The 24,321-nt window shown below is 50.5% G+C and carries 19 protein-coding genes and 1 tRNA gene; 6 read left to right on the plus strand and 14 right to left on the minus strand.

Annotated elements, in window-relative coordinates; genetic code table 11:
* Nucleotides 1-31 precede the first annotated feature (31 nt).
* Nucleotides 32-1,612, minus strand: coding sequence for an alpha,alpha-trehalase TreA (treA, locus tag J2I46_RS12735; RefSeq protein WP_207329413.1), 1,581 nt, complete (start codon nt 1,610-1,612; stop codon nt 32-34).
* Between the two features lie 32 nt (nt 1,613-1,644).
* On the opposite strand from treA, the gene J2I46_RS12740 reads away from it, so the two are divergent.
* On the plus strand, nt 1,645-2,898 hold the full coding sequence (locus tag J2I46_RS12740; RefSeq protein WP_207329414.1) for an MFS transporter: 1,254 nt from the start codon (nt 1,645-1,647) through the stop codon (nt 2,896-2,898).
* Nucleotides 2,899-3,064: 166 nt separating this feature from the next.
* Here the strand turns inward: J2I46_RS12740 and J2I46_RS12745 are convergent, their stop codons facing one another.
* Together J2I46_RS12745 and J2I46_RS12750 are read right to left on the minus strand one after the other, a co-directional pair.
* Nucleotides 3,065-3,598, minus strand: a complete 534-nt coding sequence (locus J2I46_RS12745; RefSeq protein WP_207329415.1) for an HIRAN domain-containing protein — start codon at nt 3,596-3,598, stop codon at nt 3,065-3,067.
* A gap of 309 nt (nt 3,599-3,907) precedes the next feature.
* On the minus strand, nt 3,908-6,223 hold the full coding sequence (locus J2I46_RS12750) for an NHL repeat-containing protein (RefSeq protein WP_310589024.1): 2,316 nt from the start codon (nt 6,221-6,223) through the stop codon (nt 3,908-3,910).
* Nucleotides 6,224-6,833: 610 nt separating this feature from the next.
* Here J2I46_RS12750 and J2I46_RS12755 point away from each other — a divergent pair.
* The gene (locus J2I46_RS12755) at nt 6,834-7,079 is read left to right on the plus strand and encodes a hypothetical protein (RefSeq protein WP_207329416.1); all 246 of its coding nucleotides are present in this window, start codon (nt 6,834-6,836) and stop codon (nt 7,077-7,079) included.
* A 348-nt stretch (nt 7,080-7,427) separates the two neighbouring features.
* Here the strand turns inward: J2I46_RS12755 and J2I46_RS12760 are convergent, their stop codons facing one another.
* The 9 genes from J2I46_RS12760 to J2I46_RS12800 form a co-directional block, all read right to left on the minus strand.
* A complete protein-coding gene (locus tag J2I46_RS12760; RefSeq protein ID WP_207329417.1) occupies nt 7,428-8,963 on the minus strand; it encodes a hypothetical protein in 1,536 nt (511 codons plus the stop codon).
* Nucleotides 8,964-9,051: 88 nt separating this feature from the next.
* Nucleotides 9,052-9,474 (minus strand): hypothetical protein, encoded by a 423-nt coding sequence (locus J2I46_RS12765; RefSeq protein ID WP_207329418.1) that lies wholly within the window; start codon nt 9,472-9,474, stop codon nt 9,052-9,054.
* Nucleotides 9,471-9,806, minus strand: a complete 336-nt coding sequence (locus tag J2I46_RS12770) for a helix-turn-helix domain-containing protein (protein WP_207329419.1) — start codon at nt 9,804-9,806, stop codon at nt 9,471-9,473. The genes J2I46_RS12765 and J2I46_RS12770 overlap by 4 nt, the downstream gene beginning before the upstream one ends.
* Nucleotides 9,807-9,901: 95 nt before the next feature.
* A complete protein-coding gene (locus tag J2I46_RS12775) occupies nt 9,902-10,735 on the minus strand; it encodes a hypothetical protein (RefSeq protein ID WP_207329420.1) in 834 nt (277 codons plus the stop codon).
* An 83-nt stretch (nt 10,736-10,818) separates the two neighbouring features.
* Entirely contained in the window at nt 10,819-11,055 is a 237-nt protein-coding gene (locus J2I46_RS12780; protein WP_207329421.1) for a DUF4926 domain-containing protein, read from the minus strand.
* On the minus strand, nt 11,052-11,471 hold the full coding sequence (locus J2I46_RS12785; RefSeq protein WP_229379734.1) for a type II toxin-antitoxin system PemK/MazF family toxin: 420 nt from the start codon (nt 11,469-11,471) through the stop codon (nt 11,052-11,054). Before J2I46_RS12785 ends, J2I46_RS12780 begins: the two co-directional genes overlap by 4 nt.
* 74 nt (nt 11,472-11,545) lie before the next feature.
* Nucleotides 11,546-12,490, minus strand: a complete 945-nt coding sequence (locus J2I46_RS12790; RefSeq protein ID WP_207329422.1) for a hypothetical protein — start codon at nt 12,488-12,490, stop codon at nt 11,546-11,548.
* Between the two features lie 374 nt (nt 12,491-12,864).
* Nucleotides 12,865-14,244 carry a site-specific integrase gene (locus tag J2I46_RS12795; protein WP_207329423.1) on the minus strand — a complete coding sequence of 460 codons (1,380 nt, stop codon included), beginning with the start codon at nt 14,242-14,244 and terminating at the stop codon, nt 12,865-12,867.
* Nucleotides 14,245-14,427: 183 nt separating this feature from the next.
* A tRNA-Thr gene (locus tag J2I46_RS12800) sits at nt 14,428-14,500 on the minus strand.
* A gap of 183 nt (nt 14,501-14,683) precedes the next feature.
* Here J2I46_RS12800 and J2I46_RS12805 point away from each other — a divergent pair.
* The 4 genes from J2I46_RS12805 (at nt 14,684) to J2I46_RS12820 (ending at nt 19,957) form a co-directional block, all read left to right on the plus strand.
* Nucleotides 14,684-16,624 (plus strand): ABC-F family ATP-binding cassette domain-containing protein, encoded by a 1,941-nt coding sequence (locus tag J2I46_RS12805; RefSeq protein WP_207329424.1) that lies wholly within the window; start codon nt 14,684-14,686, stop codon nt 16,622-16,624.
* Nucleotides 16,625-16,767: 143 nt separating this feature from the next.
* Entirely contained in the window at nt 16,768-17,547 is a 780-nt protein-coding gene (locus J2I46_RS12810; RefSeq protein ID WP_207329425.1) for a M15 family metallopeptidase, read from the plus strand.
* Nucleotides 17,548-17,693: 146 nt separating this feature from the next.
* Nucleotides 17,694-19,013: a type IX secretion system plug protein gene (locus J2I46_RS12815; protein ID WP_207329426.1), complete on the plus strand. Its 1,320-nt coding sequence runs from the start codon at nt 17,694-17,696 to the stop codon at nt 19,011-19,013.
* 77 nt (nt 19,014-19,090) lie between these two features.
* Complete coding sequence (locus J2I46_RS12820) at nt 19,091-19,957, plus strand: methylated-DNA--[protein]-cysteine S-methyltransferase (RefSeq protein ID WP_207329427.1); 867 nt, start codon at nt 19,091-19,093, stop codon at nt 19,955-19,957.
* Between the two features lie 105 nt (nt 19,958-20,062).
* Here J2I46_RS12820 and J2I46_RS12825 read toward each other — a convergent pair whose 3' ends face one another.
* Both J2I46_RS12825 and J2I46_RS12830 read right to left on the minus strand, forming a co-directional pair.
* Nucleotides 20,063-22,246, minus strand: coding sequence for a plastocyanin/azurin family copper-binding protein (locus tag J2I46_RS12825; protein WP_207329428.1), 2,184 nt, complete (start codon nt 22,244-22,246; stop codon nt 20,063-20,065).
* A 59-nt stretch (nt 22,247-22,305) separates the two neighbouring features.
* The gene (locus J2I46_RS12830) at nt 22,306-24,192 is read right to left on the minus strand and encodes a 3-keto-disaccharide hydrolase (protein WP_207329429.1); all 1,887 of its coding nucleotides are present in this window, start codon (nt 24,190-24,192) and stop codon (nt 22,306-22,308) included.
* Between the last annotated feature and the right edge of the window lie 129 nt (nt 24,193-24,321).

Raw genomic sequence — 24,321 nt, forward strand, 5'->3', positions numbered from 1 at the left:
TGAAAGAGTCTGTGTGTGTGGCTGGTCCGTTTTACTTGCGGTTCGTTGCCATAGCCAGATACACGCCGTTTGTCCAGCCGAAGCCGTCCTGGTTGGGATATTCGCCGCCGCCAGTAGTTAGGGCGGCATCGGCCACGTTATATTTTTCCATCATCTTGCCGGTTGCCTTGAACACTTTGTCGTTCAGCGATAGCCAATTGTCTCGCCCCGCCTGGGCTGTTTTATTGAAACCATAGTTTATCAGCCCTTTATAGACGATCCACTGGAGCGGAGCCCAGCCATTAGGCCAGTCCCACTGCTGGCCAGTCTGTTGCAACGTTGTTACCCATCCGCCCGACTGCAGGAAGTTGGCCTTCAGCTCGGCATGTGCGCGTTCGGCTTGTTCGGCTGTAGCTAGGTTCATGAACAGGGGAAAAGCTCCGCCAAGGGTCAACGCCGGTGTTTGCTTCTCCGCAACAGCGTCATAATCGTGGAAGAACCCGGTTTCACCGTTCCAGAACGTACCCAGCATCGTGGTTTTCCGCTTGTCGGCCAGGTGGCCAAAATCAACAGCCTCGGCCTGATTACCAGCTTGTTCGTGGGCGCTTTGTAAGGTTTTTTCCAGCGAATAGAGCAGGCAGTTTAGGTCAACCGGGATCATATCGGTGGCGTGGATCGTGGCCATTGTCTGCCCGTCGGCAAACCACCGGCTGCTGAAATCCCAGCCTGATTCACAGGCCGCCCGAATGTGTTTGTACAGCCGGGCAGGGTCAATGTTGTGCGCTTCTGCGTCGGGCGTTAACTCAAGTTCCTGCCGATAGGCTTCGGGGCGGGGTGTTGCCAGATCGTCCCAATACCGGTTCAGGACGTTTCCATTAGCCAAACGAACTACACGCTTATAAACAGGATTTTCTGCGGTTAGCGAGCCAACGCCTTCCATCCAGAAATCATATTCCTTTTGTAGCTGCGGGAGGTATGTTGCCAGCACCTGAGGCCCGTCGATATCAGCCAGCATAGCGACCATCAGGGCGAAAAATGGCGGTTGGGACCGGCTTAGAAAGTACGTTCGGTTGCCATTGGGAATAAACCCTACGGTATCGATCAGGTACGCGAAATTAGCGAGCATTCCCCGGATCAAATCTGCCCGTCCCGACTCGCGCAGCCCGAGCATCGTGAAATAGCTATCCCAGTAGAAAATCTCGCGGAAGCGTCCGCCCGGCACTACATACGGGTGTGGCAGGGCCACGCGCGAACTGTACGGCACAACCACGTCGGCCGGCCGTGTCAATTGATCCCAAAGGCGGTTGATATGTTCGGAGGTCGTTATCGAAGTGTCACTGACGTACCCTGACGCCACCGCCGATGGCCGATCGAAATAGGCATCGACGAACGTACCCAGATCGAACCCCGGCTGGGTACGTTCATGCTTATAGGCTACCAGAATAGAATCAGGGTCTTGCTTAGGCGTACAGTCAACAAAGGTTTTTGAGTCGGGAAACAGGCCGCTCAGCTGGACATCCTTGAAGAGTTCGCCAAAAAGTTGGTCAGGGGAAGACATGGAATGAGTTATAGGGTAATGGCTTCGTAACGGCAAAGTCGCCAGGGTTATCACAAAGGGTGCAAAGAAATGCATACTTTCGACACTAAACTTCCGCTCTTTATCGAATGCTCCGCCTAAAACTCTCCCTCTTCCTGAATTACATTGTCTTTGCCATCCTGCTCAACAGCGTCGGGACGGTGATTTTACAGGTTCAGAACAACTACGGTGTATCGGCTTCCGGAGCCAGTATTCTGGAGGCGTTCAAAGACCTCAGTATTGCCGTTGTCTCGTTTCTGGTGGCTTCCTACGCTACCCGTATCGGTTACAAGCGGGCCATGCTCATTGCCCTTGGCACGGTTGCGTTTACCTGCCTGCTGATGCCGCAACTTCCCGCTTTCTGGACGACCAAGCTGCTGTTTGCGGCCACCGGAGCCAGCTTTGCGCTTATCAAAGTATCGGTATTTGCCACGATCGGCCTGATCACGAAAGACCCCGATGATCACGCCAGTTTTATGAACTTCCTGGAATCGATGTTCATGGTCGGCGTGTTATCGGGCTATTTTCTGTTCAGTGCTTTTGTCGATGATCAGAACCCACAGTCAACGGCCTGGTTACGGGTATATTACGTGCTGGCAGCTATTGCCGGGGCGGCTTTTCTATTGCTGCTAACCACGCCGCTCGACGAATCGGCCGTGCATACAACGGAAGAGACGGTGGGCATCGGTAACGTGGCTGACATGCTCCGGCTCGCCATTACGCCTGTAGTATTGGTGTTTATCCTGACGGCCTTTACCTATGTGCTGATGGAGCAGGGCATTATGAGCTGGCTACCGACATTCAACAGCCAATACCTGAAACTGCCTACGTCGCTCAGTATCCAGATGGCCAGTATTCTGGCTGCCAGTACGGCACTTGGGCGGTTGGGGGCGGGTTTTGCCCTGAAACGGGTGCCGTGGTACTGGCTGTTGATGGGGTGTCTTGTTATATCGGGCGGGTTGGTGTTGCTGGCCCTGCCACTGGCCGAAAAAGCATCGCAGGCGGCAGTGGCGCAGGTAGCGGGTGCAGCCTACGGGTGGGGAGACGCTCCAGTGGCCGCGTTCATTTTTCCGTTGATCGGCCTGTTTATCGCCCCGATTTACCCGGCCATTAATTCGGCTATTCTAAGTAGCCTGCCGTTACGCCAGCACGGCCCCATGGCGGGGCTAATCGTTGTATTCTCGGCACTTGGCGGTACCACTGGTTCACTCATCACCGGCCGTATTTTTGAGACCTACGGCGGGCAGACCGCTTTCTACGCATCGCTGGTACCTATCACGGCCCTGCTGATTCTGTTAACTCTTTTCAAACGAATGCAAAGCCGGGTGACGATAGCCGCCTGAGCCGTTCACTCCCTTTTGGCTACTAAAAAATGCCCGTTCGGCTGAACGGGCATTTTTGTTACTGAGCCTCCTATGGGACTTGTACCTGGTAATGATAATCAATTAGTTACATAGAATTATTTTGGCGGGGGACGGAATAGGGGACGGATTGGGCAATATTCAACTGCTACACCTCTTTATCTTGTGGATACTTATTTATAAAAATAGCAACCTGCATAAAATGGCCGTGTTCAACATCATAGTGTGGACTGACATAAACTCGCGCAATCTCGGCGCTGATCGTTTCTCCATCGTCAATACTTTGGGCTACCCTTTGTACTTGCTCTGCTGAGATATACCCCAAAAAGTACTTTTTGTACATCACCTTTACGGCGTAAGTATCAAATTGATTGTTCGGCTCTCTAACTAGTGATACCATTTCGCCAACTTTTAAAGAATTAATGATCTTAGGGGCGTCGTGATGTTTAATTCCGGCTATGTCAGTTCTAAATCCTTTCCAGCTACTCTTTTTCTTCCCAGAACCTTTTACCTGCACATTTGAAACTAAAGAAGGCTCAAATCCAATGTCAGTTGAAGTCTTCCTGTCAGATGTGGGATAAGTAGGGAGCGATGAACTGTCTCGGCTATTCGTCGCTGGTTTTGAGCGAAGTAGATATATAATCAACCCACAGACGATACATATTGTAATTACCTCCTCCATAGGGGTTAATTTAAGAGCGCAGTTTTAGACAAAAGACAATATTAGCATTCTATATCAAACCCTGTCTTTAGCATACAACATACCTTCAGTTAGTACACTTTATTACTGCAAGGTACCTACCTGGTTTGGTCAGATCCGCAAGGGTGGATCCTACGGCTGAGTAGGCCAAGTAAGCGACTAATCTAGCCTTTTCTTGTTTTACCCAACTGATTGATATAATAAAGGAAAAGTAATCGCTGAGAGTTAGATGCCGTGTGTCAGACTCTTCTATTTTACAGAGATCTTGTTATAGGAGAATTTAGAGCTTACTTAAAAACCTAACAGTAATCGGCTACCTATACTGAGGACGATCCGACCATCTGCCCCATACTCTACCTGTATAACCCGACCCACATAACTGGTTGGTAAGCTCACGATATGGTTTACCTGCACAGTATCTGAGTTGACCGGTACCCGGTTGCAGGACCATACACGAGGGTCAGTCCAGTTGCCCGATTTAAGGGTGAACATTAGCGCATTGGTGTTACTAACCTTGCGGATACGATGATCGAAATAGTCCGCGATGTAGAGATTACCACTACTGTCCACGGCCACGCCGGAAGGAGATCTCAACCGGGCGGAAATTGCCAGCCCACAATCTCCATTATCGCAACCATTGCCATTACCGGCCACCGTGGTGATAATCCCCAACATATTTACCCTGCGAATTCTATGGTTACCCAGATCCGCGATGTAAAGCTTACCACTGTCGCCTACCGCCACACTAGTAGGGCTACTCAGATAGGCTGAAGTGGCAGGCCCTCCATCACCACCGTAGCCACTAATGCCTGTACCGGCTATGGAGGTGATTATCCCCGACGTATTTACCTTACGGATGCGGTGGTTACCTAGATCTGCGATGTAAAGGTTGCCACTACCATCTATTGCCACTCCAGTAGGGCCGTTTAAGTGGGCTATGGTGGCTAGCCCACCATCCCCACCATATCCACTAATGCTAGTGCCAGCCACTGTGGTGATTATCCCTGAAGAGCTCACTTTGCGGATGCGGTGGTTGCCTGAATCTGCGATGTAAAGATTATTATTGCCGTCGACCGCCACACCGGTAGGGGATCTCAATTGAGCAGAAGTGGCCGGGCCTCCATCATCACTATAGCCAGCCTCGCCAGTGCCGGCTACGGTGGTGGTCACTCCCAACGGACTCACCTTACGGATACGGTGATTATTCTGGTCTGCGATGTATAGGTTGCCACTATTATCAACTGCTACACCTGTAGGGCTATTTAGGGAGGCGGAGGTGGCCGGACCACCATCCCCACCATAGCCAGCATTGCCCGTACCGGCTATCGTGCTGATAACCCTGGCAGCATTTATCTTGCGAATTCGGTGGTTATTCCGATCTGCGATGTAGAGATTGCCACTACCATCTACCACTCCACCATAAGGCTCATTCAACTGAGCGGAGGTAGCTGGCCCCCCATCTCCACTATAACCACCACTGCCTCTAGTGCCAGTTCCGACCACGGAGTTGATCACCCCCGATGAGCTCACCCTACGGATGCGATTGTTAGAATGATCACCGATGTAGAGATTGCCACTCTTATCTATCGCTAGGCCAAAAGGGGAAGTCAACGGAGTGGAAGTGGCCAGCCCGCCATCTCCGCTATAACCACAAGTGCCTGTACCAGCTACCGTAGTGATTGTTCCCGAAGAGCTCACCTTGCGGATGGTGCATCTATCAAAATCATCGATGTAGAGATTGCCACTGCCATCCACTAGTATGCTATAAGTATTACCTAAGTGAGCGGCGGTGGCTGGCCCCCCATCTCCATTATAATCATCAATGCCACCAGTACCGGCTATCGTGCTGATCACCCCGGAAGTGTTTACCTTACGGATGCGGTGATTGTTTGAATCAGAGATGTAGAGGTTGCCACTAGCATCAACCGCCAGACTATAGGGGGTATTCAATTGGGCGGCAGTGGCCGGACCGCCATCCCCACTATAGCCATACGTACCAGTACCAGCTACCGTGGTGATTATGCCCGACGCGTTTACCTTGCGAATGCGGTGGTTATCCCGATCTGCGATATAAATATTACCGCTGCCGTCTACCGTCACATCCAAAATATGGTTCAACTGGGCGGCGGCAGCTGGCCCTCCATCCCCATTATAACCACAAATACCAGTACCAGCCACTGTAGTGATTATCCCCGATGTATTTACCTTACGGATGCGGCAGTTACCAAAATCAGCGATGTAGAGGTTACCAGCACTGTCCACCGTTACACCAAAAGGGATATTTAACCGAGCGCAGGTGGCTGGCCCTCCATCTCCGCTGTATCCACCTTCACCTGTACCGGCCACCGTAGTGATTATCCCCGAAGGGCTCACCTTGCGGATGCGATTATTATCCCGCTCGGCGATATAAAGGTTTCCTTTGTTATCTACTGCCACCCCAAAAGGCTCATTCAACTGGGCGGAGGTAGCAGGCACGTTTTCGCTACTGTTGCCTGCTACTGTTGTAATCACCTGAGCGAATGCAGATGAGGTAAGGCCAGACAGCCAAAAATGAAAAGTAATAAGTACGAAGGCTACATGGAACCGTAGAGGTAATTGTATGTCCACGTGAAAGTTGAGTAGAGCTAATAGGTCTATAAAAGGCCAAATGTCACACCCAATTTTACAAAGACAATGCCCTTATGCAAGGAATAAGAATCTATAACTTTACATCGCAATCTTGTAGTCTGTATGGACTACTTGGTTTGGTCAGAGTCGCAAGGGTGGTTCCTACGGCTCCGTGGGTCGGGTGGGTGGTTCCCCCGGCCCTTTTTTGTCGAGCGCGTATTTTGCTCGTCGTGTGGCATTACGTCTGTCGCGTTGCTGTTTCTCTAACGCGTCATCAATAAGTTCGTACAAACCTATGAACGCTCGTGCTACGGTAGCGCGATTTCTACGGCCTTTGGGTCTTCCCCGGCCCGATGGTTGACTGTCACGGCTAAAACGGGTATTGACTCCATCTTGCCAAATGTCGGTTCGTGGCATTTCGTTCTTTATCTATCAAATCAAATAACCGTTATTTGACTACTTCAATACATTTATTGGATTAGCTAATGAGTTATGTTCTCAACAGCCACTAAATGGCTCTGACCAATCTATTCAATGATTATTCCTAAGTATACCAAGCAAGACATTCTTATCGCTGAGATGAATGGTGACCACAGTCTTTCAGACTTTCATGAATATTGTCGAACTCAATTCATCTGGATACCTGAATCATGAAACAGCGATTGGTATTACTCAAAAGGTGATAGCAGAGGGAGTAACAGCCGGTTTAACCGAGCCCCAGATAAAAGCTCTTCAAATCAGCATTAACCAATTTCCGGAAAGTACGTGTATCAGCTGTTCACGAAAGAGGGTAATAAAGGCAGGCGATGAACCTGACTTTTGTTATATGTGCAAGGAGGAGATCAGCTTTATGTAGGGTTGTGTCAACACTGATTTTAAAAAGAATAGTGCATAATGCTAGTCGTGAAACGGCGTAAAAAATGCGAAAAACTGAAACATATTGAAATATAATTAGTCATCGAGCCTTCCATTATGTCGGTTGTTACGTGGTTTGATCGCATCATTGCATAACAAATGGGCGGCATGGTGGAGGCATATATTGAAAAAATGTTGAGTTTGTAGAGTTGCCGGTGGCTCTATCTAATTAAATCGCGGTTTACAATAATTTGCATTATCTCATTTCTCTCTCGTAACGGCTCGTAAATGTCATGTTTTGTCAGGTGCCAATCAGGTAAGTACGTGTTCCCGATTAATTCTCGATAACTCACAACGGCATCTCCCAACGTGTCCCCCGTCGAATGTCGAGCGCGGCCCGTTGTCGGTCGGTAGGTTGTACTGTGTCAATAGCAGGGAATAGTGGCAAGGTTTGACCCTCTCGAACGACGACGTATTTTCTCAGCCGGGCAACTGGATTGTTACGCGGGTTTGTATAGGCATTACGGATATTGTGCGCAATATGATAGCACTGTTTGTCTAGGTTGGCCCCAGCCTGTTTCGCGCTCAGGTAACGCCCGGCCAATGCGTCGAACGTTGCGCGGTCGTGCTCGTATAATTTGCGAACGGTTGAGGTTGATACGTACCGTTTCGCTCCCCGTTGATCGTCGATATTTAGCCCCGTCACAATACATCGTCGCGGCTCTGTCAACGGTGTTTGCATGGCGTCGTCTGGTATTTCGCGGCCATGATTGATCGCTCTAAATGAGGTAATAGGTTTGTCTAGAATTAACCCTGAATACAAGGGGTTAAAAGTGGACAATTTGCCCGGTTGAGAGTCGGTTAAAAGTGGACAGGTTTTAGACTCACTTCTCCTTGCTTCTTCACTGTTATTCCACGTTTTTAGGCGGTCGCTGATGGTGGTCAGTAGCCTGTCGTCAACGGCCGTCAGGTGTTCCCATTTTTGAGTAATTAGCGAGGCGGTTTCACTCTGCCAGTCGATTCCTTTTCTGTGCCTAGCTAACAGTTCCCGGTATCTTTTTTCGGCGCGTTCAAGTGGTTTCCAACGGGCGGCACGTTCACGGCCGGTCAGGTCGTCGGATAACTCCCAAAACTTGGCATTTCGTCCGTTCTGGTAAATGTCGCGTTCTTTGGCTGTCAGTGTTTCGGGGTTGATAGTTGGCTCATCGAATAGTATCTCCATGAACGTTTCAACCAACAACGCCCCAAACAGCCTGTAGTTGCCTACTGTCAGCAGATCAGCCAACGTATTGAGGTTTATGCCCCGGCCTTGCAGGTACGCCATTTTCAAGACCTTTACCTCAACCCTTAGAAGATTCTCAGATAGGCCCGGTTCGATGTTTCGATACTGTTTTCCCTTATCATACAACTTCACTACGTATCGTTGTGTCTGACACTGATAATACGGTGTTTCGCTCCGTGTATCGAGTATAAAAGGTTTCCCTTTGTAGGCAACAAGGTTTTTGAGAACACGAGCGACAGGAAACGGTAAAACGATATTCACCCCAAACTCCACGTTGTTGAGCCGTGAACTTATGGGGTTGATAGCATAGCTACTCACCAACAGATCGAGTGCAGCCAACAAATTGCGGGCGGTGAAGTCGTCAGCATTGTGTAGCCCGTCGTTGAAATATCGGTGAATACTTCCACTGACTTCAACCCGGTAACCTGTCCCGTTTTGGCGTGGTGTCAGCGCGAAGGTTAGCCCCCGGTCATTTGCTATTAACCGATCTGTTTTTAGTTCGCCGGTTGTCTGGCTGTACTTACCCTCAAAGTTGAGGGACGGGCAAATCATCAACGTATCTGCCGATACGGACAGGTCGAGAACTTTGATTCCGTCAAACATAGGAATGAGTAGTACAGTACTAGCCCCGGCCTGTGATCGGCGGGGGCGGTTTATATGAAGTGACACTGATAGCGATGTGAGGGTCGGGTCAGAGTAGCCCCCGTCGTATGAGTTCACTGACGAACGCGGCGCGGGCGTCGGGATACGGGTAAAAGGTCGGAAAGTAGCGTAGTGTCATACACCCAGCATCGGCTGTGAATCGAACGACGACGCCGTTTCGTATACGCTCTCCGTTACGCCCGAACGTCAGCACGTTTCCTAAAAAGACGTTCGCCTCATTAGTTGGTTGTAGGCCGGTGAAGAACTTGACCGAACGCCCACCTGTTTTCTTCTCCGTCGCCGTTCCACGTAGAATGAGGTTAGCGTTTATATCGTCGTTGAATCGTCTATCCTCAACGATCAATTCACGCGGTACACGGGTAAAACCCGGCTCGCAGTTTTGGACAATGTAGCGGCCCCGTTCGTTGTCTATAACGAAAGAAACGAGGTGTGAGGTAGGTACGTAGGTCATACGCCCCGGCTCTCCCCAGCCTTACTCGTTTTGAAACGGCGGTGTTCCTTCTGTAAAGTCAGTACGTCGTCGCGACGGTAACGCACCCGGCCGTTCATTTGGCGCGGCACGAGCAAGGCGGGGCGGTCGTTGGTGTCTTTGGCCCAATCGTGCAACGTTGTGAGCGATACCCGCAAGTATTCGGCTGTCTCCCGACGTGTCAGCAGGTCGGGCAGATCGGCCCCGGTTGGGGTAGGTGGTGTGAAGTTTGCCAGTTCGGAGCGAACCGCAACCCGTACCAACTCTGTCAGTTGATCGGGCGTTACATGAATCTGGGTGACTGTGCCAAACATGAGCTATAACTAATTTGGTTATGGCTCAAAGTTGGTGGGTCTGAATGCGGTGAATGTTACGGGTGTAATGTTTCCCGTAACAACGTCAGTAAAGTTTACTCTTTATTGATATGCAGCTCAATACGACCCCGTTTAGCCTTTTCTATACCATTAGGCTCTCGCATTTTTTCCAGCTCCCTTTCTATTGTTTTGGCGTCTGCCATGCCCTCTACGTTGTCTGCAATAAACCGTGCTAGGCCTTTAATTGTATTTCCAACTACTTCTTTGCCGTCTTTCGTCTTAATTAAAGTTAGTTGAGTAAATAGATCGTATAAAGAACGGTTAGTGCCGTTCCATTGGAGTTTTACGCCCGGCTGCGCTGGAGGTATTTCTGTTTCATTGGTTTTGATGTCGTTGCCATTAATACGTTTGTTTATAGTTTCTACGTGATCGCATACAACCACCTTCACCTTCATACCTAATTGGATAGCTGCAATTAATCCTACCCGAAACGAAAACGCTAGATAAGTGGGATCTGTGCGGTCATTAGGCTCTATCCAGTCAAAATCAGAGTCTTCTAGATTTGTACCAACAGGATAGGAGTGTGCCGCTATTGTGTGAACTAAGTTTCTGACTTTTCCTTCCAAATTGTCGAGTCTAATAATGAAATTATATAACTCAGACTCGTATTCTACCTTGTCATGGCGGTTTGTAATTGCTGTTAGATTCTGTTTTAATTCCGCTGTAAACGAATCAGAATGGTGAAAGATTAGAGAATTTAATTTGATAGCAAGAGACTCTATAGACGTTATATCTTCGACCGTGAATAAGTAATCCTCGTCTTTTCTTGTACACTCTTCAACTGCAAATTGATATTTAGCTGTTAGGGAATTTAAACTCTTAAATATTGCCCTTAGTGCATCGAAGTGTATATGTGAAACAGTTAGCATGTCGGTTTGGTCAGAGCACTTGATAATTATATACTATTCCTAAAAAGACTAAAATAGACTATAAATGTAAGGTTTTGCGTTGGTTAGACCGCGTTTTCTAAATCGCTGTAATGGAGCATTACTCGTTCTAGATCAACTTCTCTAATCTCATCAGTGGTCAGCGTTTCTACGGCGACGGTATCGCCTTTAGCGTTAGTAAATTCCACTTCGTAAAGGTTACCTCCATCGTAGATATGAACAACGGTACCCACGTCTCCTCGGCGCAATCCCAGCGCGGGGCGGTCGGTCAACAGAGCGGCTAAATCGAGTTCCTGTATCATCGTGTAGTCAGGTACATTGCTAATCGTTGCAGTAGGGCAGAGTGAAGGGGTGCAGGAACAAACCCAATGGCTCGATCAATGTCAACTTCTGGCAAGGCTACCAGATTGGAAAGACGCACGACAGACACAGCCCTCAGTTGATTGTTAGTATCGGGAATTAAGACTTCATCAAAACCGGCTACAGCCTGATGGAGCTGAGTGGAAATACCACAAACCAGATAATCTCCGTGTCCTGGCATACGTCGTAGCAATAGTACTGGGCGTTGTTTGCGTGAACCGTCCGATTGTTGAATAAACGCTATAGCTATATCGCCCTCCTGCATCGTTGATCGGGTTTGAGTGTAATGATTAGCCGCCTGTTTACACCTAGACTGATTGGCGGTAATTTGAACTGGTGATGCTGTTCCCTCTCGCATAAGTCTTATTTGGTTGATTATGCCGCAAGTTGGCCGGGTAGAACGGCAGGGGTAGGGTTGGGGGTAGCCCCTAATTATTCGGATTCGATTTTTTTGATGGCATGTTTCTCATAATCCTCAATTAGAATTGTGACCGCTGGTAAATCCATTGCATGAACTATGGTCTTGACGGATCTAATGTCTTTAATGCGTTCTCTCCACTGGTTAGTGGTTAATTTTTTTTCGAGCAAATTTTTTACCTCTGGATCTGCTTTTTTTAGGTGTCCTTCATAAGTTAGCCCCGTTATAAATCCTATAAATTCCAATTCACTTTTGTATGATGACCCAGCTTGCCTCTTAGGAAACACTCCAGTTTTTTGGAGAAGTCTAATTAGAAATAACCTCTGAAATGTCGACAGTTTTGTACCTGTATTTGTTGAGTCTGGTTCTGCGGTCTGTAAAACGGTTTCATCACTCAACTTTAGATACTGGCTATACTCACTACGATGAGCTGCATATACTTCAGGTGCAAAGTTTCTCAGAGTATCAATAATGACTCGTGACCAATCGTAGAGGATATTACGCACATTTGATATAAAGAAGAGGTTCTGTTTTGCTCTCTTGATACTTTCACTATCATTTATAGACGGAGTTAGTACCCTGTTTGTGATTTTTCCTAGTTGAACTAAGTCATCTTTGATAAGTGCATATACAGGTAGTAGTAAAGAAGTTAGCAACTCATTTATGCTATTAGCGTACCTATCTTGGAGTTTGGATTCTTTTCTGTTGTCAAACTTCTCAGATAGCTCAGACTTTAAGTATTGTCCTAAATCCAGACCACTATTGTTGCTAAATACCTCTGTGTCTGAATCGAAACACTCTTTAAATAAGTGCGTGTCGGCATTTGCGAACCAGTATAATCGATTACATATTACACGAGCCGCCAAACGGTGTATAGTATCCTCAAATTTTGCACTTTCCCGTATAGGTATATTAGCCTCACGATGAGCCCTTAATGTAAATTCTCTTGCAATAGACATCGGTTAGACTTGAATTGAACAAGTGAAGGGATGAAAGTTCTGTCTGTACTTCTTGGTCGGTCGTTATCGATCTTGGCAGAAGCTATATCTTTCACATGTATTATTAACGATGGGTAGGGGAGGGCATGGCTGGTACACCACTGTAGTCTGGCTCATCGTCTCCGTAGGAGCGGTTTAGAACCATATGAGATAATAGCCGCCAATCAGCACGTTCATTAGCCTCAGTTTCTTGCTCCATTTTTGCGAGTAATCCCGCTAATAACAGGCTATTATCAGGATCGAGGGTGCGTAGATCAATAGTCAGTACGGCCGGTGTTCCGTTCGAGTCAGTTATTAGTGATACGCCTTGCATGGTAGGTCTTTGGTTTATTTGGTTAAGCCATTTCTAAAGTCTCTACCCGCTGGTCACCGAGCGCGGGTTTCATAGGTACACTAGTAACTCCGCTAAAGTGTGGGTGACTAAGTAAGAGTAAGGCGTTTTGCTCCGATGATACTTTGATGTAGCGTAGGAATACCGCCTCCGAACGGTGGCCCGTTACTTTCATAATCATAACCGGGTTCACCCCGGCCAAATACGCGTTTGTAGCAAACGAACGGCGGGCGGTGTGGCTGGTGACTAAATCCCATTTTGGCACGTAGCGTAATTGACGAACACCGCCTTTTGTTCGCCCCAACTCTACCCCCTCCGTCAGGTGGTCGGCTAGTTTGCACAGCTCTTTCAGGTACGTGTTTAGTTTCTGATTTGAAATTGTGCGGGGCGGTATGCCTTCATATTTTGCCAGTATAGACAGTACATTTGGATTCAGGGGAATAGATACCTTTTCAAATGTTTTGATGGTCTTACGCGTAAAGATTCGCCCCTCATGCGTGATATTTTCCGGCCGTAGCTGTGAGAAGTCAGAGAACCGTAACCCGGTATAGGCTCCAATCAGAAACAAGTCGCGTATACGGTCGAGGCGCGGGTTTGTCGATAGGTCGAGGTTATAGAGCGCGGTTAGTTCAGCATCGCTCAGGTAGATGTTATCTACGTCCTCAACCAACTTCTTAAAGTCCTTATGCTGGTAGGCGGTGCTGTTGTGTAATCCGTCAGCGTGTGACTGTTTCAACATCACTTTCAGGTCTTTCAGCAACGTACCTACGTAGTTCAGGGTTAGCCCCCGGCCGGTTAGCCAAAGTTTGAACTGGTGATAAAAGTCGAGGGTAATGTCTGAGTAATCGGTGGGCCTGCCTGTTTCGGCGGTGTACTTGAGCAACACCCGGTAAAGTTTCATGTACCCGGCCAACGTGTACCCGGCATAGTGCAGACTTTTATGAGTTAGCCGTTTCCCGGCCTCAGCCTCTTTCACAAACCGGGTTATGTATGCCGTGAATGGTTCGGCGGCTGGTGTGACTACCTCAGCAGTGGCGCGTTTGGGAGCGGCCTTACTCAGATCAAGGTCGAGGTAATTTTTGATGGTGGCGTTATCAATGGTAACCCCGGCCATTTGTAGGCGGGTCACAACCCGAACGAGCGCGGCGCGGTGTCTGTCGAGGTGACCGTTGATGGTTTCATGCTCCGAACGTACCGCCTTGTTCTTCTGATTGGTGTAGGCGCGTTGGTCGGTGGCGTTCCACTGGTAAGGCTCAACCGTCTGCCCGGTTGAATACTTGAACCGGCTGTTATCAAATCGGAAAATTAAGTAAATGAGGGTTGGCCCGGTGGCTCGGGCATCTTTCAGCAGAAACTTGACGTCCTCTGTCGATGGGGTTTTCATTGGTCTTACTTGGTTTGGTCAATACCAAGTTACGGAAAGATTCAATGCAGGGGACGGAATAGGGGACGGATTTACTTTACTTTCTCGTATGTCTTTTGATTCGGCTCGATAAACTAAAAAGGCTAATCCGCTGATTTTGAGTTATTTTAACTCTAATCTGGATTAGCCTTAAAACCATTCTAGAGCCTCCTATGGGACTCGAACCTACGACCTACGCATTACGAATGCGTTGCTCTACCAACTGAGCTAAGGAGGCTTATCTGAGGTGCGATGGGCAATTTACCGGTTATGATTAACTGACAATAAACTCGTCTTTGCCGGGCATCAACAGTTCGTAATTTGTAAATCGACCCTCGTAAATTGCTTTCGCAGGGGCAAATATAGCTTTTTCGTAAAATTGTACGCAAGCATCGTGCCATGAATTCGGTAAATTTGCGGTATGATTTCCATTACGAACCTATCGTATTTCCTCGGCAGCCGTGCGCTTTATGATAACGCATCACTGCATATAAAACCTGGCCAGAAGATTGGCCTTATCGGCCTGAACGGTACTGGTAAGTCTACGCTGCTTCGCATCATCGACGGTGAGTATCAGCCCGATGGCGGTACTATTTCTAAAGCGGGCGACGTAACTATCGGCTTCCTGAATCAGGATTTGCTCTCATACCAGACAGATGATTCCATTCTGGCTGTGGCCATGCAGGCCTTCGACCGGCAGAATGCGCTCCAGAAAAAAATTGACGAGCTACTCCACGAAATGGAGACCAACTATACCGATGATCTGGTAGATAAGCTCGGAAAAGCACAGGAAGAATTCGAAGCTCTCGACGGTTATTCGGTTCAGTCACGCGCTGAAGAGATCATGGAAGGGCTTGGTTTCAGCACCGAAGAATTGCAGCGTCCCCTCCGCACATTCTCGGGGGGCTGGCGGATGCGCGTGATGCTGGCGAAACTGCTGTTGCAGAAACCGTCGCTGCTGATGCTCGATGAACCAACCAACCACCTTGACTTACCGTCGATTCAGTGGGTGGAAAAATACATTCAGAATTACGAAGGTGCCGTTATCGTGGTGTCTCATGACCGTGAATTCCTGGATAACGTAATCGACGTGACGGTTGAAGTGGCTAATGCCAAGCTGAATTATTATCCCGGCAATTACTCGTTCTACCTGGAAGAGAAAGCCCTGCGGAACGAGATTCAGAAAGGAACATACGAAAACCAACAGGCTAAAATTCGGCAAACCGAGCGTTTTATCGAACGCTTTAAAGCAACGGCTTCTAAAGCCAAACAGGCTCAAAGCCGGGTGAAGCAACTCGCCCGGATGGAAACCGTCGACGCCGTGATCGACGAGTCGGCGCGGGTGAACTTCAAGTTTCAGTTCACTACCCAGCCGGGTCGGCATATTCTTCACCTCGACGACATTTCGAAAGCGTATGGTGCCAAGAAAATCCTGACCCATGCCGACATTCGCCTTGAACGGGGGGATAAAGTAGCCCTGATCGGGGCCAACGGGCGCGGTAAGTCTACGCTGCTGCGGATTATTTCCGGCTCTGAACCAGTTAACGAAGGCCGTCGGCAACTTGGTCATAACGTGTCGTTCAGCTTCTACGCGCAACACCAACTGGAGTCGCTGAACGTAGACGATAACATGCTGGAAGAGTTGAAATCGGCTAATCCAAACAAGAGTGAAGGCGAATTACGCGGGGTTCTTGGCTGCTTCCTGTTCTCGGGCGATGAAGTGTTCAAGAAGATCAAGGTGCTGTCGGGTGGTGAAAAATCGCGCGTGGCGCTGGCGAAGGTTTTGCTCTCACAAGCCAACTTCCTGCTGCTCGACGAACCGACCAACCACCTCGATATGCAGTCGGTGAACATCCTGATCCAGGCGCTCGACCAGTATGAAGGTACCTACGTGGTGGTTTCCCACGACCGGTTTTTCGTGTCGCAGATTGCCAACAAGATCTGGTACATCGAAGATGAGCAGATCAAGCAGTATCCAGGTACGTATGACGAATACGAATGGTGGATGAGCGAGCGTAAGGCAGAGGAAGTAGCCTCGGAAGGTGCCGTGCCGAAACCGCAGGCTGCTGCTCCAAAGCCAACAGCGCCAAAACCAAGCGACACCCAGCGGAAGGAGTTGCAACAGGCCTTGAAAAAGGCAAATCAGCAGGCTGAGGAAGCAGAAGCAAAGATCAGCTCGCTGGAAACGCAGAAGCGAAAACTTGAAGCTGAACTGGCCGACCCGGCAACATACGGTAGCAACGGCGCGCTACAAACCCGGCAGGCCGATTACCAACGCCTGACCAAAGACCTCAATTCGCTCCAGCAACAGTGGGAAACCGCCATGATGGATGTGGAGGAACTGGAAGAAAAGCTGAAGTAAACCAGTTCCCGGTACGTTGATGACCAGTTAGTAAAAAGGGCACTCGTTAACTACGTTTCACTCAAAAATAGACTTGTTAACCCTGCCACATGGATACGTTTGGTAGCGGGCAGCGGTTGCCTGCCTGTTAACAACACTATATCATGCGAGTTTTACGGGAAACACTACAAGGAGCCGATGTAAAACAATGGCAGCTTTTTCTGAGAGGCCAGGGCTTTCAGCCCGGTGTGGCCGATGGGAAGTTTGGTCCACTTACCCATCGGGCTACCATCGCTTTTCAAACCCGCGAAAAGCTGACTGCAGACGGAATTGTAGGCAATGCTACGCTGGCAAAGGCGATGTTGCTGGGCTTTTCAATACTCAGCGACACCGACCCGGCACAATCGGGTCCCAACTGGCCGCCCCGCCCCAATTTTCCATCACTGACTGCCTCGGCGCGACGTACTCTGTTTGGAGCCTTTCAGTTCAAGTCAGACCCGAAGCCCGGCAACCCCGAGCATATACGTATTCTGGGCAACTGGCAGCAGCAAAATATTGTCGACGTGCAAATACCGCAGTTGGTTGGCGTGTCTGGAGCACCCGCCAATGGTACCATCCCGTTTAACCGGCTGGCTGTTCCGCAACTCGTTGCCATGTGGACTGCCTGGGAGGACGCCGGGTTATTGCCATTGGTCCTGAGTTATGCCGGATCGTTTGAACCGCGATTTCAGCGAGGCACTACCGTGCTGAGTAACCATGCATTTGGCGCGGCGTTTGACATAAATGCTCCTCAGAATGCCATGGGAACCACACCCGCTTTAGTGGGGGAACGAGGTTGCGTGCGTGAGCTGGTGCCAATTGCCAACGCGCATGGATTCTTTTGGGGAGGTCATTTTAAGACCCGCTTAGATGGCATGCACTTTGAACTGGCCAAGTTGCTTTGACGCCGTACGAATGGATGGCCAGTATACCAAACTGGCCATCCATTCGTATGAAGTAGGTTAGCAGAGTATTACACTGCCGAAAAATTATGCCTAAACAAACACAAGCCGTGTTCACGCCTCCGGTCGGTTCCCGCTCAACGAGGTATATGCGTCGATGGGTCGTCTTCCTGCTATATGGCCTATCCCTCACTGCCTCAGTTGCCCAAACGACCGACACGATCATTGACCCTAAAATTGCCACGGTACTGCTATATCCGCAGGTGGGGAGTACGGTGGCAGGAGGGAGCCCGGCGCAGGCATTGAACATACCGCTGGTGAAACTCGATGATCAGGCGCAGTCACCCCTGCAACTGGAGTTCGATGACCTGACGGCCAATTACCGTAGCTTCCGTTCAAAGATTGTTCATTGCAATGCCGGCTGGGTACGTTCGGTATTGAACGATATTGAGTATACGTACGAATACAACGACGTACCTATCACTGATTATCAGGTATCTATTGGCACCAAGATCCCATACTACCATTATAAATACATGGTGCCGCGCCTGAAACTGCCGGGCAACTATGTGCTGGTAGTTTATAACGAGCGTAACCGGAACGAAATCCTGTTTACGCGTCGGTTCAGGGTCTATGCCAATTTAGTAAGCGTTGAGGCAGCTATTCGTTTTTCAACGGATGTGAGTCGGCAGTTCAATGATCAGCAGGTTGACCTGGCAATTGGTTATCGGGCGTATCAGAGTCAGGTGACGTCGCCGCAGGATGATTTCAAGGTGGTGATCCGGCAGAATTACCGTGACGACCGGACAGTGACCGACTTGCACCCCACGAATGTTCGTTCATTTGATCAGGTGCTGGAATACCGCGCCATCGACCTGCGCAATACGTTTCCCGGCGGCAACGAATACCGGTTTTTCGATACCCGCACGGTGCTGTCGCGGGGCAACTACGTGGAGCGCGTTGACCGGAAGGCAGAGAAAACAACGGCCTACGTACAAACCGATCGTCCCCGCAGTGGCATCGCCTATACGCAGTTCGATGATTTCAATGGCCTGTATGTAATCGACCATCGCGAAACCGGCGACGGTGCTACTGGTGCCGACTACATTGAAACGGTTTTTACCCTGCTTGTCGACGAACTGCCGAATGTGGACGTATACGCTAACGGTGCCTTTAATTTCTGGGCCTTGAACAGCCGCAATCGCCTGACTTACGACCCGTCGATTGGCGGCTATCAGGGCCGAATCTGGTTGAAACAGGGTGTTTACAATTACAACTACTCTGTTACGGGGCTGGCACCGCCCTTAACCCGCTCGGGCATCCGGCTGGATGGGAACGAGACGCTGATCGAAGGGGATTTTTCGCAGACAGAAAACGTGTACGAAGTCTTCGTGTACAACCGCCTGCCCGCCGCCCGCGCCGATCAGCTTATTGGCTATTACACCATTAATTTTGGCCAGAGAAAGTAATTCTCCGCAAGAATCGGGTTGGCTTTGGATGGCGTTCCGGTGATTTTTGTACGGTCATTACACCAACGCCCGATACAATGAACGCCGATAACGCACATACCTACGAGCAGATAGCCCGCGCCATCGATTACCTGATGGCGAACTTCCGCGAACAACCATCCCTGAGTAAACTGGCCGAGACGGCGAACCTGAGCGAGTTTCATTTTCAGCGGCTTTTTACCGAGTGGGCGGGCGTCAGCCCCAAGAAGTTCGGGCAATATTTGACGCTTGATTATGCCAAGGCACAACTACAGAACGGGGCTCCGCTGTCAGCTGCTGCTGAGGCGGCGGGCTTATCTGGTACAGGTCGCCTGCACGATCTCTTCGTGACGATCGAAGGCGTTACACCCGGTCAGTTCAAGCAGGCAGGGTCTGGTCTGGTGTTGACGTACGGGGTTTTCGACAGTCCATTCGGGGCGTATGTAGTGGGTGTCATCAACGGGAAAATTGCCGTTCTGCATTTCATGACCAGCGATGATGCTGCTTCGAACGTACCTGAACAGCTTGTCGCTACTATCTGGCCCGATGCTACACTACAGCATAATCCTTCGGCTATTCAGGCAATTACCGGTCAGCTCTTTCCCACTGCCGGTGATTCATCGACCGAACGGCCGGGCGAGCCAGTGCGGGTGTTAATGCGCGGATCGGCGTTTCAGTTGAAAGTATGGGAAGCCCTACTCCGAATTCCGGAAGGCCGGCTGGTGAGTTATGATCAAATTGCCGAGGCCATCGGGCAGCCCGCCGCATCCCGAGCGGTTGGAACGGCCATTGGTAGTAATCCAGTCGGTTACCTGATTCCATGCCATAGGGTTATTAAAAAAACCGGCCTTTTTGGTGGTTACCGGTGGGGAACATCCCGCAAACAAGCCATGCTGGGTTGGGAGGCGGCGCGGGTACTTGGTTGATAAAAAGAGCGCCGTTCGTTCAGGTACGTTACCACGCTGACAAAAAAAGCGCTGCTGCCAGCAATAGCCTGACAACAGCGCTTCAAACTAAGGGCAAACTACTTCTTATGGTACTACTTTCATGATTCCCTGCATGACGTAGAAGTGGCCGGGTACCGAACATTCGTAGGTGTAATCGCCGGGTTTGGTGGGAGCAATGAAGTAGATCGACTCGTTGGTATTTGGCTGGAGCAGGTTGGTGTGATGGAGCACCTTGTCGGTCTGCGGAATGTAGTTTTTCTCCTGCCCTTCCAGCCCTAACTTCATCGCCAGTTCGCCAACCTGAATGGCCGAGCCGGGTGTTACCACCACAAAATTGTGCAGCATATCATCTTCGTTGTTGAAGACAACCCGCACCTTGCTGCCGGCTTTCACCTGAAACTGGTCTGGCGAGAATTTAAGACCCGGCTTGGTGCCCATGTTGATGGTATAATCAGCATCGCCACCCCATGAAGCGGGCATTTCGGTAAGGCGTTTGGCGGCGGCAACACCCGTAGTTTTTCCAGCGGGTTTAACGGCTGGTGCTTTGGCTGAACCCGTCGGTCTTTTACCGGTTGCCTTTGCCGGAACCGGTGGAGCTATCGACGTGGAAGCCATCATTGAATGATCGTGCATAGGGGTTGCAGCCAAGCTGGCCACCGCGAGTTTTTCGCCGTCCGGAATGTTGTTTAGTGTGTAATACCCTACGTTATGCAACAGCGTACGCCCATTGGCTGATCGTACGCCCGCCGCCGTGATTTCGTGAATGTAGCCCAGCCGGAGGCTATCGACGACCAACCGGGCTTTCAGGCCGTCGTTCGAAACAACGATGCCTTTGATGGGGCATCCCCCCCGATTAATAACCGGGCTGCCGTAGGTGGCGTGGTACTTATAGTTGAAGCCCGTCACTTTATACGAAGCCGGATCGGCCGCCAGTTCGGTATCGACCGGGGCGGTGAACTCAATCTCGAAGCCGTCGGGCATGGCGTGGATCGTCTTCATCTCAAACGGCGTTCGGCCCGTCCAGACAACCCGTTGCAGGCTGAACAGTTCTTTCCCTGTCGACGACCAACCCCGGCTGGTCATACCTACAAACATCGAGGCATCGTGCCCCCAGACGAGCCGGAAAACCCCCGATGAGAACCCTTCGCGGAAGGGAAATGCAACACCCTGGTAGTCACCTTTCACCTTTTCCAGCGAAACGCGCGAAACGATGCTCTGCCCCTGATCGCCCACAAACAGCTGACCCGCAAACGGACCGAATTTCCCCTTCGTGCTATCCGGCAGCAGGCCAGACGTTGAAATGCCCATGATGCCGTGCGGTAGCCAAACGGCAGGCGCTTTCAGGTCTGTGAATTTCTTTGATACGTCGTAGAGTGGCTCGCCGGTGTTGGGTACGTCCTGCGGTTTGATTCGTAGTGGTGAATCGGGCAGGCCGGTCCAGCGGAGGCTTTCGGCGTTGCCAAGGAAATCACCGCGTTCAACCTGCGAAATCCGGCCTGAACCAACCCAGTCGCCCTGGTTTTCGCTGTAAAAGAAATCGCCTGCTTCATTCATGCCGTAGCCTGCTGGTGAGCGCATTCCTGCTGCGAAAGGTTTCATCTTGCCGTCGGGCGTAATCTCGAGCGTCCAGCCGCGCCAGGGAACAAGGCTCACGCCGTGGCCGAGGCTATTGCTCCAGCCCACGTTCAGCGTTACCAGCATGTTGCCATTGGGCAGGAAGGTGGGGCCGTATGAGTATTCGTGGTAGTTACCCGATAACGGCCACGAATACATTTTATCATATGAATCGGCACGTCCGTCCTGGTCAGTATCGCGCAGGCGGGTCACCTCGCTTCGTTGCGTTACGTAGATGTCGCCGTCTTTATAGGCCAGGCCCAGTGGCTCGTGCAGGCCGTAGGCAAAGCGCTTGTACGTGGGCCGGATGGAGCCGCTTACGTACGGGTTCGAGACGATCCAGACTTCGCCCCGACGGGTGCAAACCGCCAGATTGCCGTCGGGCAGGGTAGCCATACCGCCCACCTCCAGAATAACGTCTTCGGGAACGGGCAGTGAAATGATCTTGTAGAAATCGTCTTCCCGCTCGGGGTCAACGTCTGGTTTAGCCAGTCCTTTCGGTGCCGGAGCGGGTTGTTTACTGCTCGAACTGACCGGCTTTCCATCTTTCGATTGAATCTGAGCCTGTGCCGATAGTTGACACGCACCGATAAGTGCCGCTGCTACAAGCGTACGTTGGGCCAGTTGGTTTATGATGAATTGAATGTGTTTCATGGATGCTTGCTTTGCGTCTTTTTAGTGATCCCGACGGAAGGAGGGATGACCAAAAAGATTTACCAGATAATTGAATAGGCTGCGGTGCCGCTAGTACCGGTAGCTTTTACGGGAATCAGCAGTTCCTGGGTACGTTGTGGGGTGGCCCGGATAACCGGTTTTTCGTTGGCGGGCAGTTCAATGAAATACTGTTTATCATTGATGGCGTAGAGGCCATTAGCCATTTGGGTAATGCTGCTTCCCTCGGCAACGCGGCACCAGAGCTGGCCTTTTTCCTGCCCCAAGCCTACAGTGAAGGAGTGCGCCAACCGGCGGCCCTCATCCTGTGTGGTAAACGATTCGCGAACGCTGGCCGTGCCGAGTGCATACTTGAAAACGGGCCGTCCAGTCTTATCCAGGTCGTATCCCTGGTTCGTGTAAACCGTGTTGGAATCGGGCCAGGCGGCGTTTTTGTCGGCCAGAAACGTGATAGACGGTTTTCCTGCCATCTCGATCACGCTACCCAGCGGTACCGATAGTTGCGTCTCGCCGCGGCCATACCACATGGGCGTTGTTTCCAGAAAGTCGCCGCGCCATATCTGTAGCAATTCGCCTTTGCTCAAGTCAATGCTGTAGTTGGCCTCACCCGGCTCGCCAACCGAGATGGTATGGGTACGTTTGGTACCTTTATAATTGACAAAGCCGCGTTGCATAACAGGTTCACCTTTCGCCAGCAGCGAAATCTCGCCAACCGGATCCTGCGCCAAAATGACCGGATTCAGCGTGGTGTACTGAACGCCTGGCCCTTCGAGCGACAGGGTGATATCGTTGGTGCGGGCATACCAGAGGCCGAAATTCTTGTAATATGCCAGCGTAAGCGGATGATCGCCCGCTTCGAGCGTTACCATGGCCGATGCCGACCCGCCATGGCGGCCGCTGATGGTGAACACCGGTTTGTTGGCAATGGTCAACTGACCTTCTCCGTTCGGATTGTTCGGGTTGGTCTCTGCCGGTATCCAGGCCAGGTTCAAATCAATCAGGTACTGGCCCGTGCGGGGAATATGAATGGTGCCGGTAATAACGCCGCCAAACTTATCGCGGCTGCCGGGGGCAAGGTGCGCCAATACGTCGAGGTCCATCTCGCGTTTGGCCGTCATCGAGGTCATATCGTCGATTGATTTGAAGCGGCCATCATACGCCTTCAGTTTCATGTTGGTCAGTGTAACCGGCTCTGTTCCATAGGCTTTGTAGCGAATGGAACGGATGGCCACGGCACCGTGGTCGCCCTGAATCATCAGCGGGCCGGTTGGTTTTTCATCCGTAAAAGCAGCAGCGCGGGTTGGACCAGTCACTTCCACGTTTTCCTGAACGACAACACCATTCTGCATTACTTTCAGAAAACGGGCATTGGCAATTTTCTGACCATTGCTGTTGAAACGGGGCGCGCGAAATACAATGGAGAGATGCTGCCACAGCCCAGGCGCTTTGCTGACGTTCTGAGCAGGCGGGTGACCTTCGTAGCCTTTCCGGCCCTCGGGGCGGCTCTCATCCCAGCGTTCATAAATAGCCCCGCAATCGCTTGATTTCGGCGTTTTAACGCCCCAACTATCGAACAGCTGCACTTCGTAGCGACCCTGCAGATAAATGCCCGCGTTAGATCCCTTCTCCATCATGAAGTCGAGTTCCAGCTGCAGGTCGCCGTGTTCCATGTTGGTGAACAGGTGCTCGTTGGTCTTCGCCGACAGTTTATTGACAAGAATGCCGGTTCCGGATTTGGTGCTACCCTTACCGGCTGCATTGAGGTCGTAGAAGACATCACCCGCAACGCTCCAGTTGCCAGGGGCCGGTTTAAATGCCGACAGATTTTGCAAATCGATCTGCTGAAATGGTAATTGATTCTGCTGCGCCGACGCGTAGAGCGCCCAGGAGAGCAGGCTGGTTAGAAGGAAGAAAAAACGATAGAACATAGTTACTGAAAAGAGGAAGCTACTTTTTTTACTGATTGATAAGTTAATTAACTACAGGTAGAAAGTGGCTCAACCGGGAGGCCAGGTACGTTGCCACCTGCGAAGTACCGCAGGCTCAGCGTCATTATC

Origin of the sequence: Fibrella forsythiae, from assembly GCF_017353175.1 — a bacterium.
GTDB lineage: Bacteria > Bacteroidota > Bacteroidia > Cytophagales > Spirosomataceae > Fibrella > Fibrella forsythiae.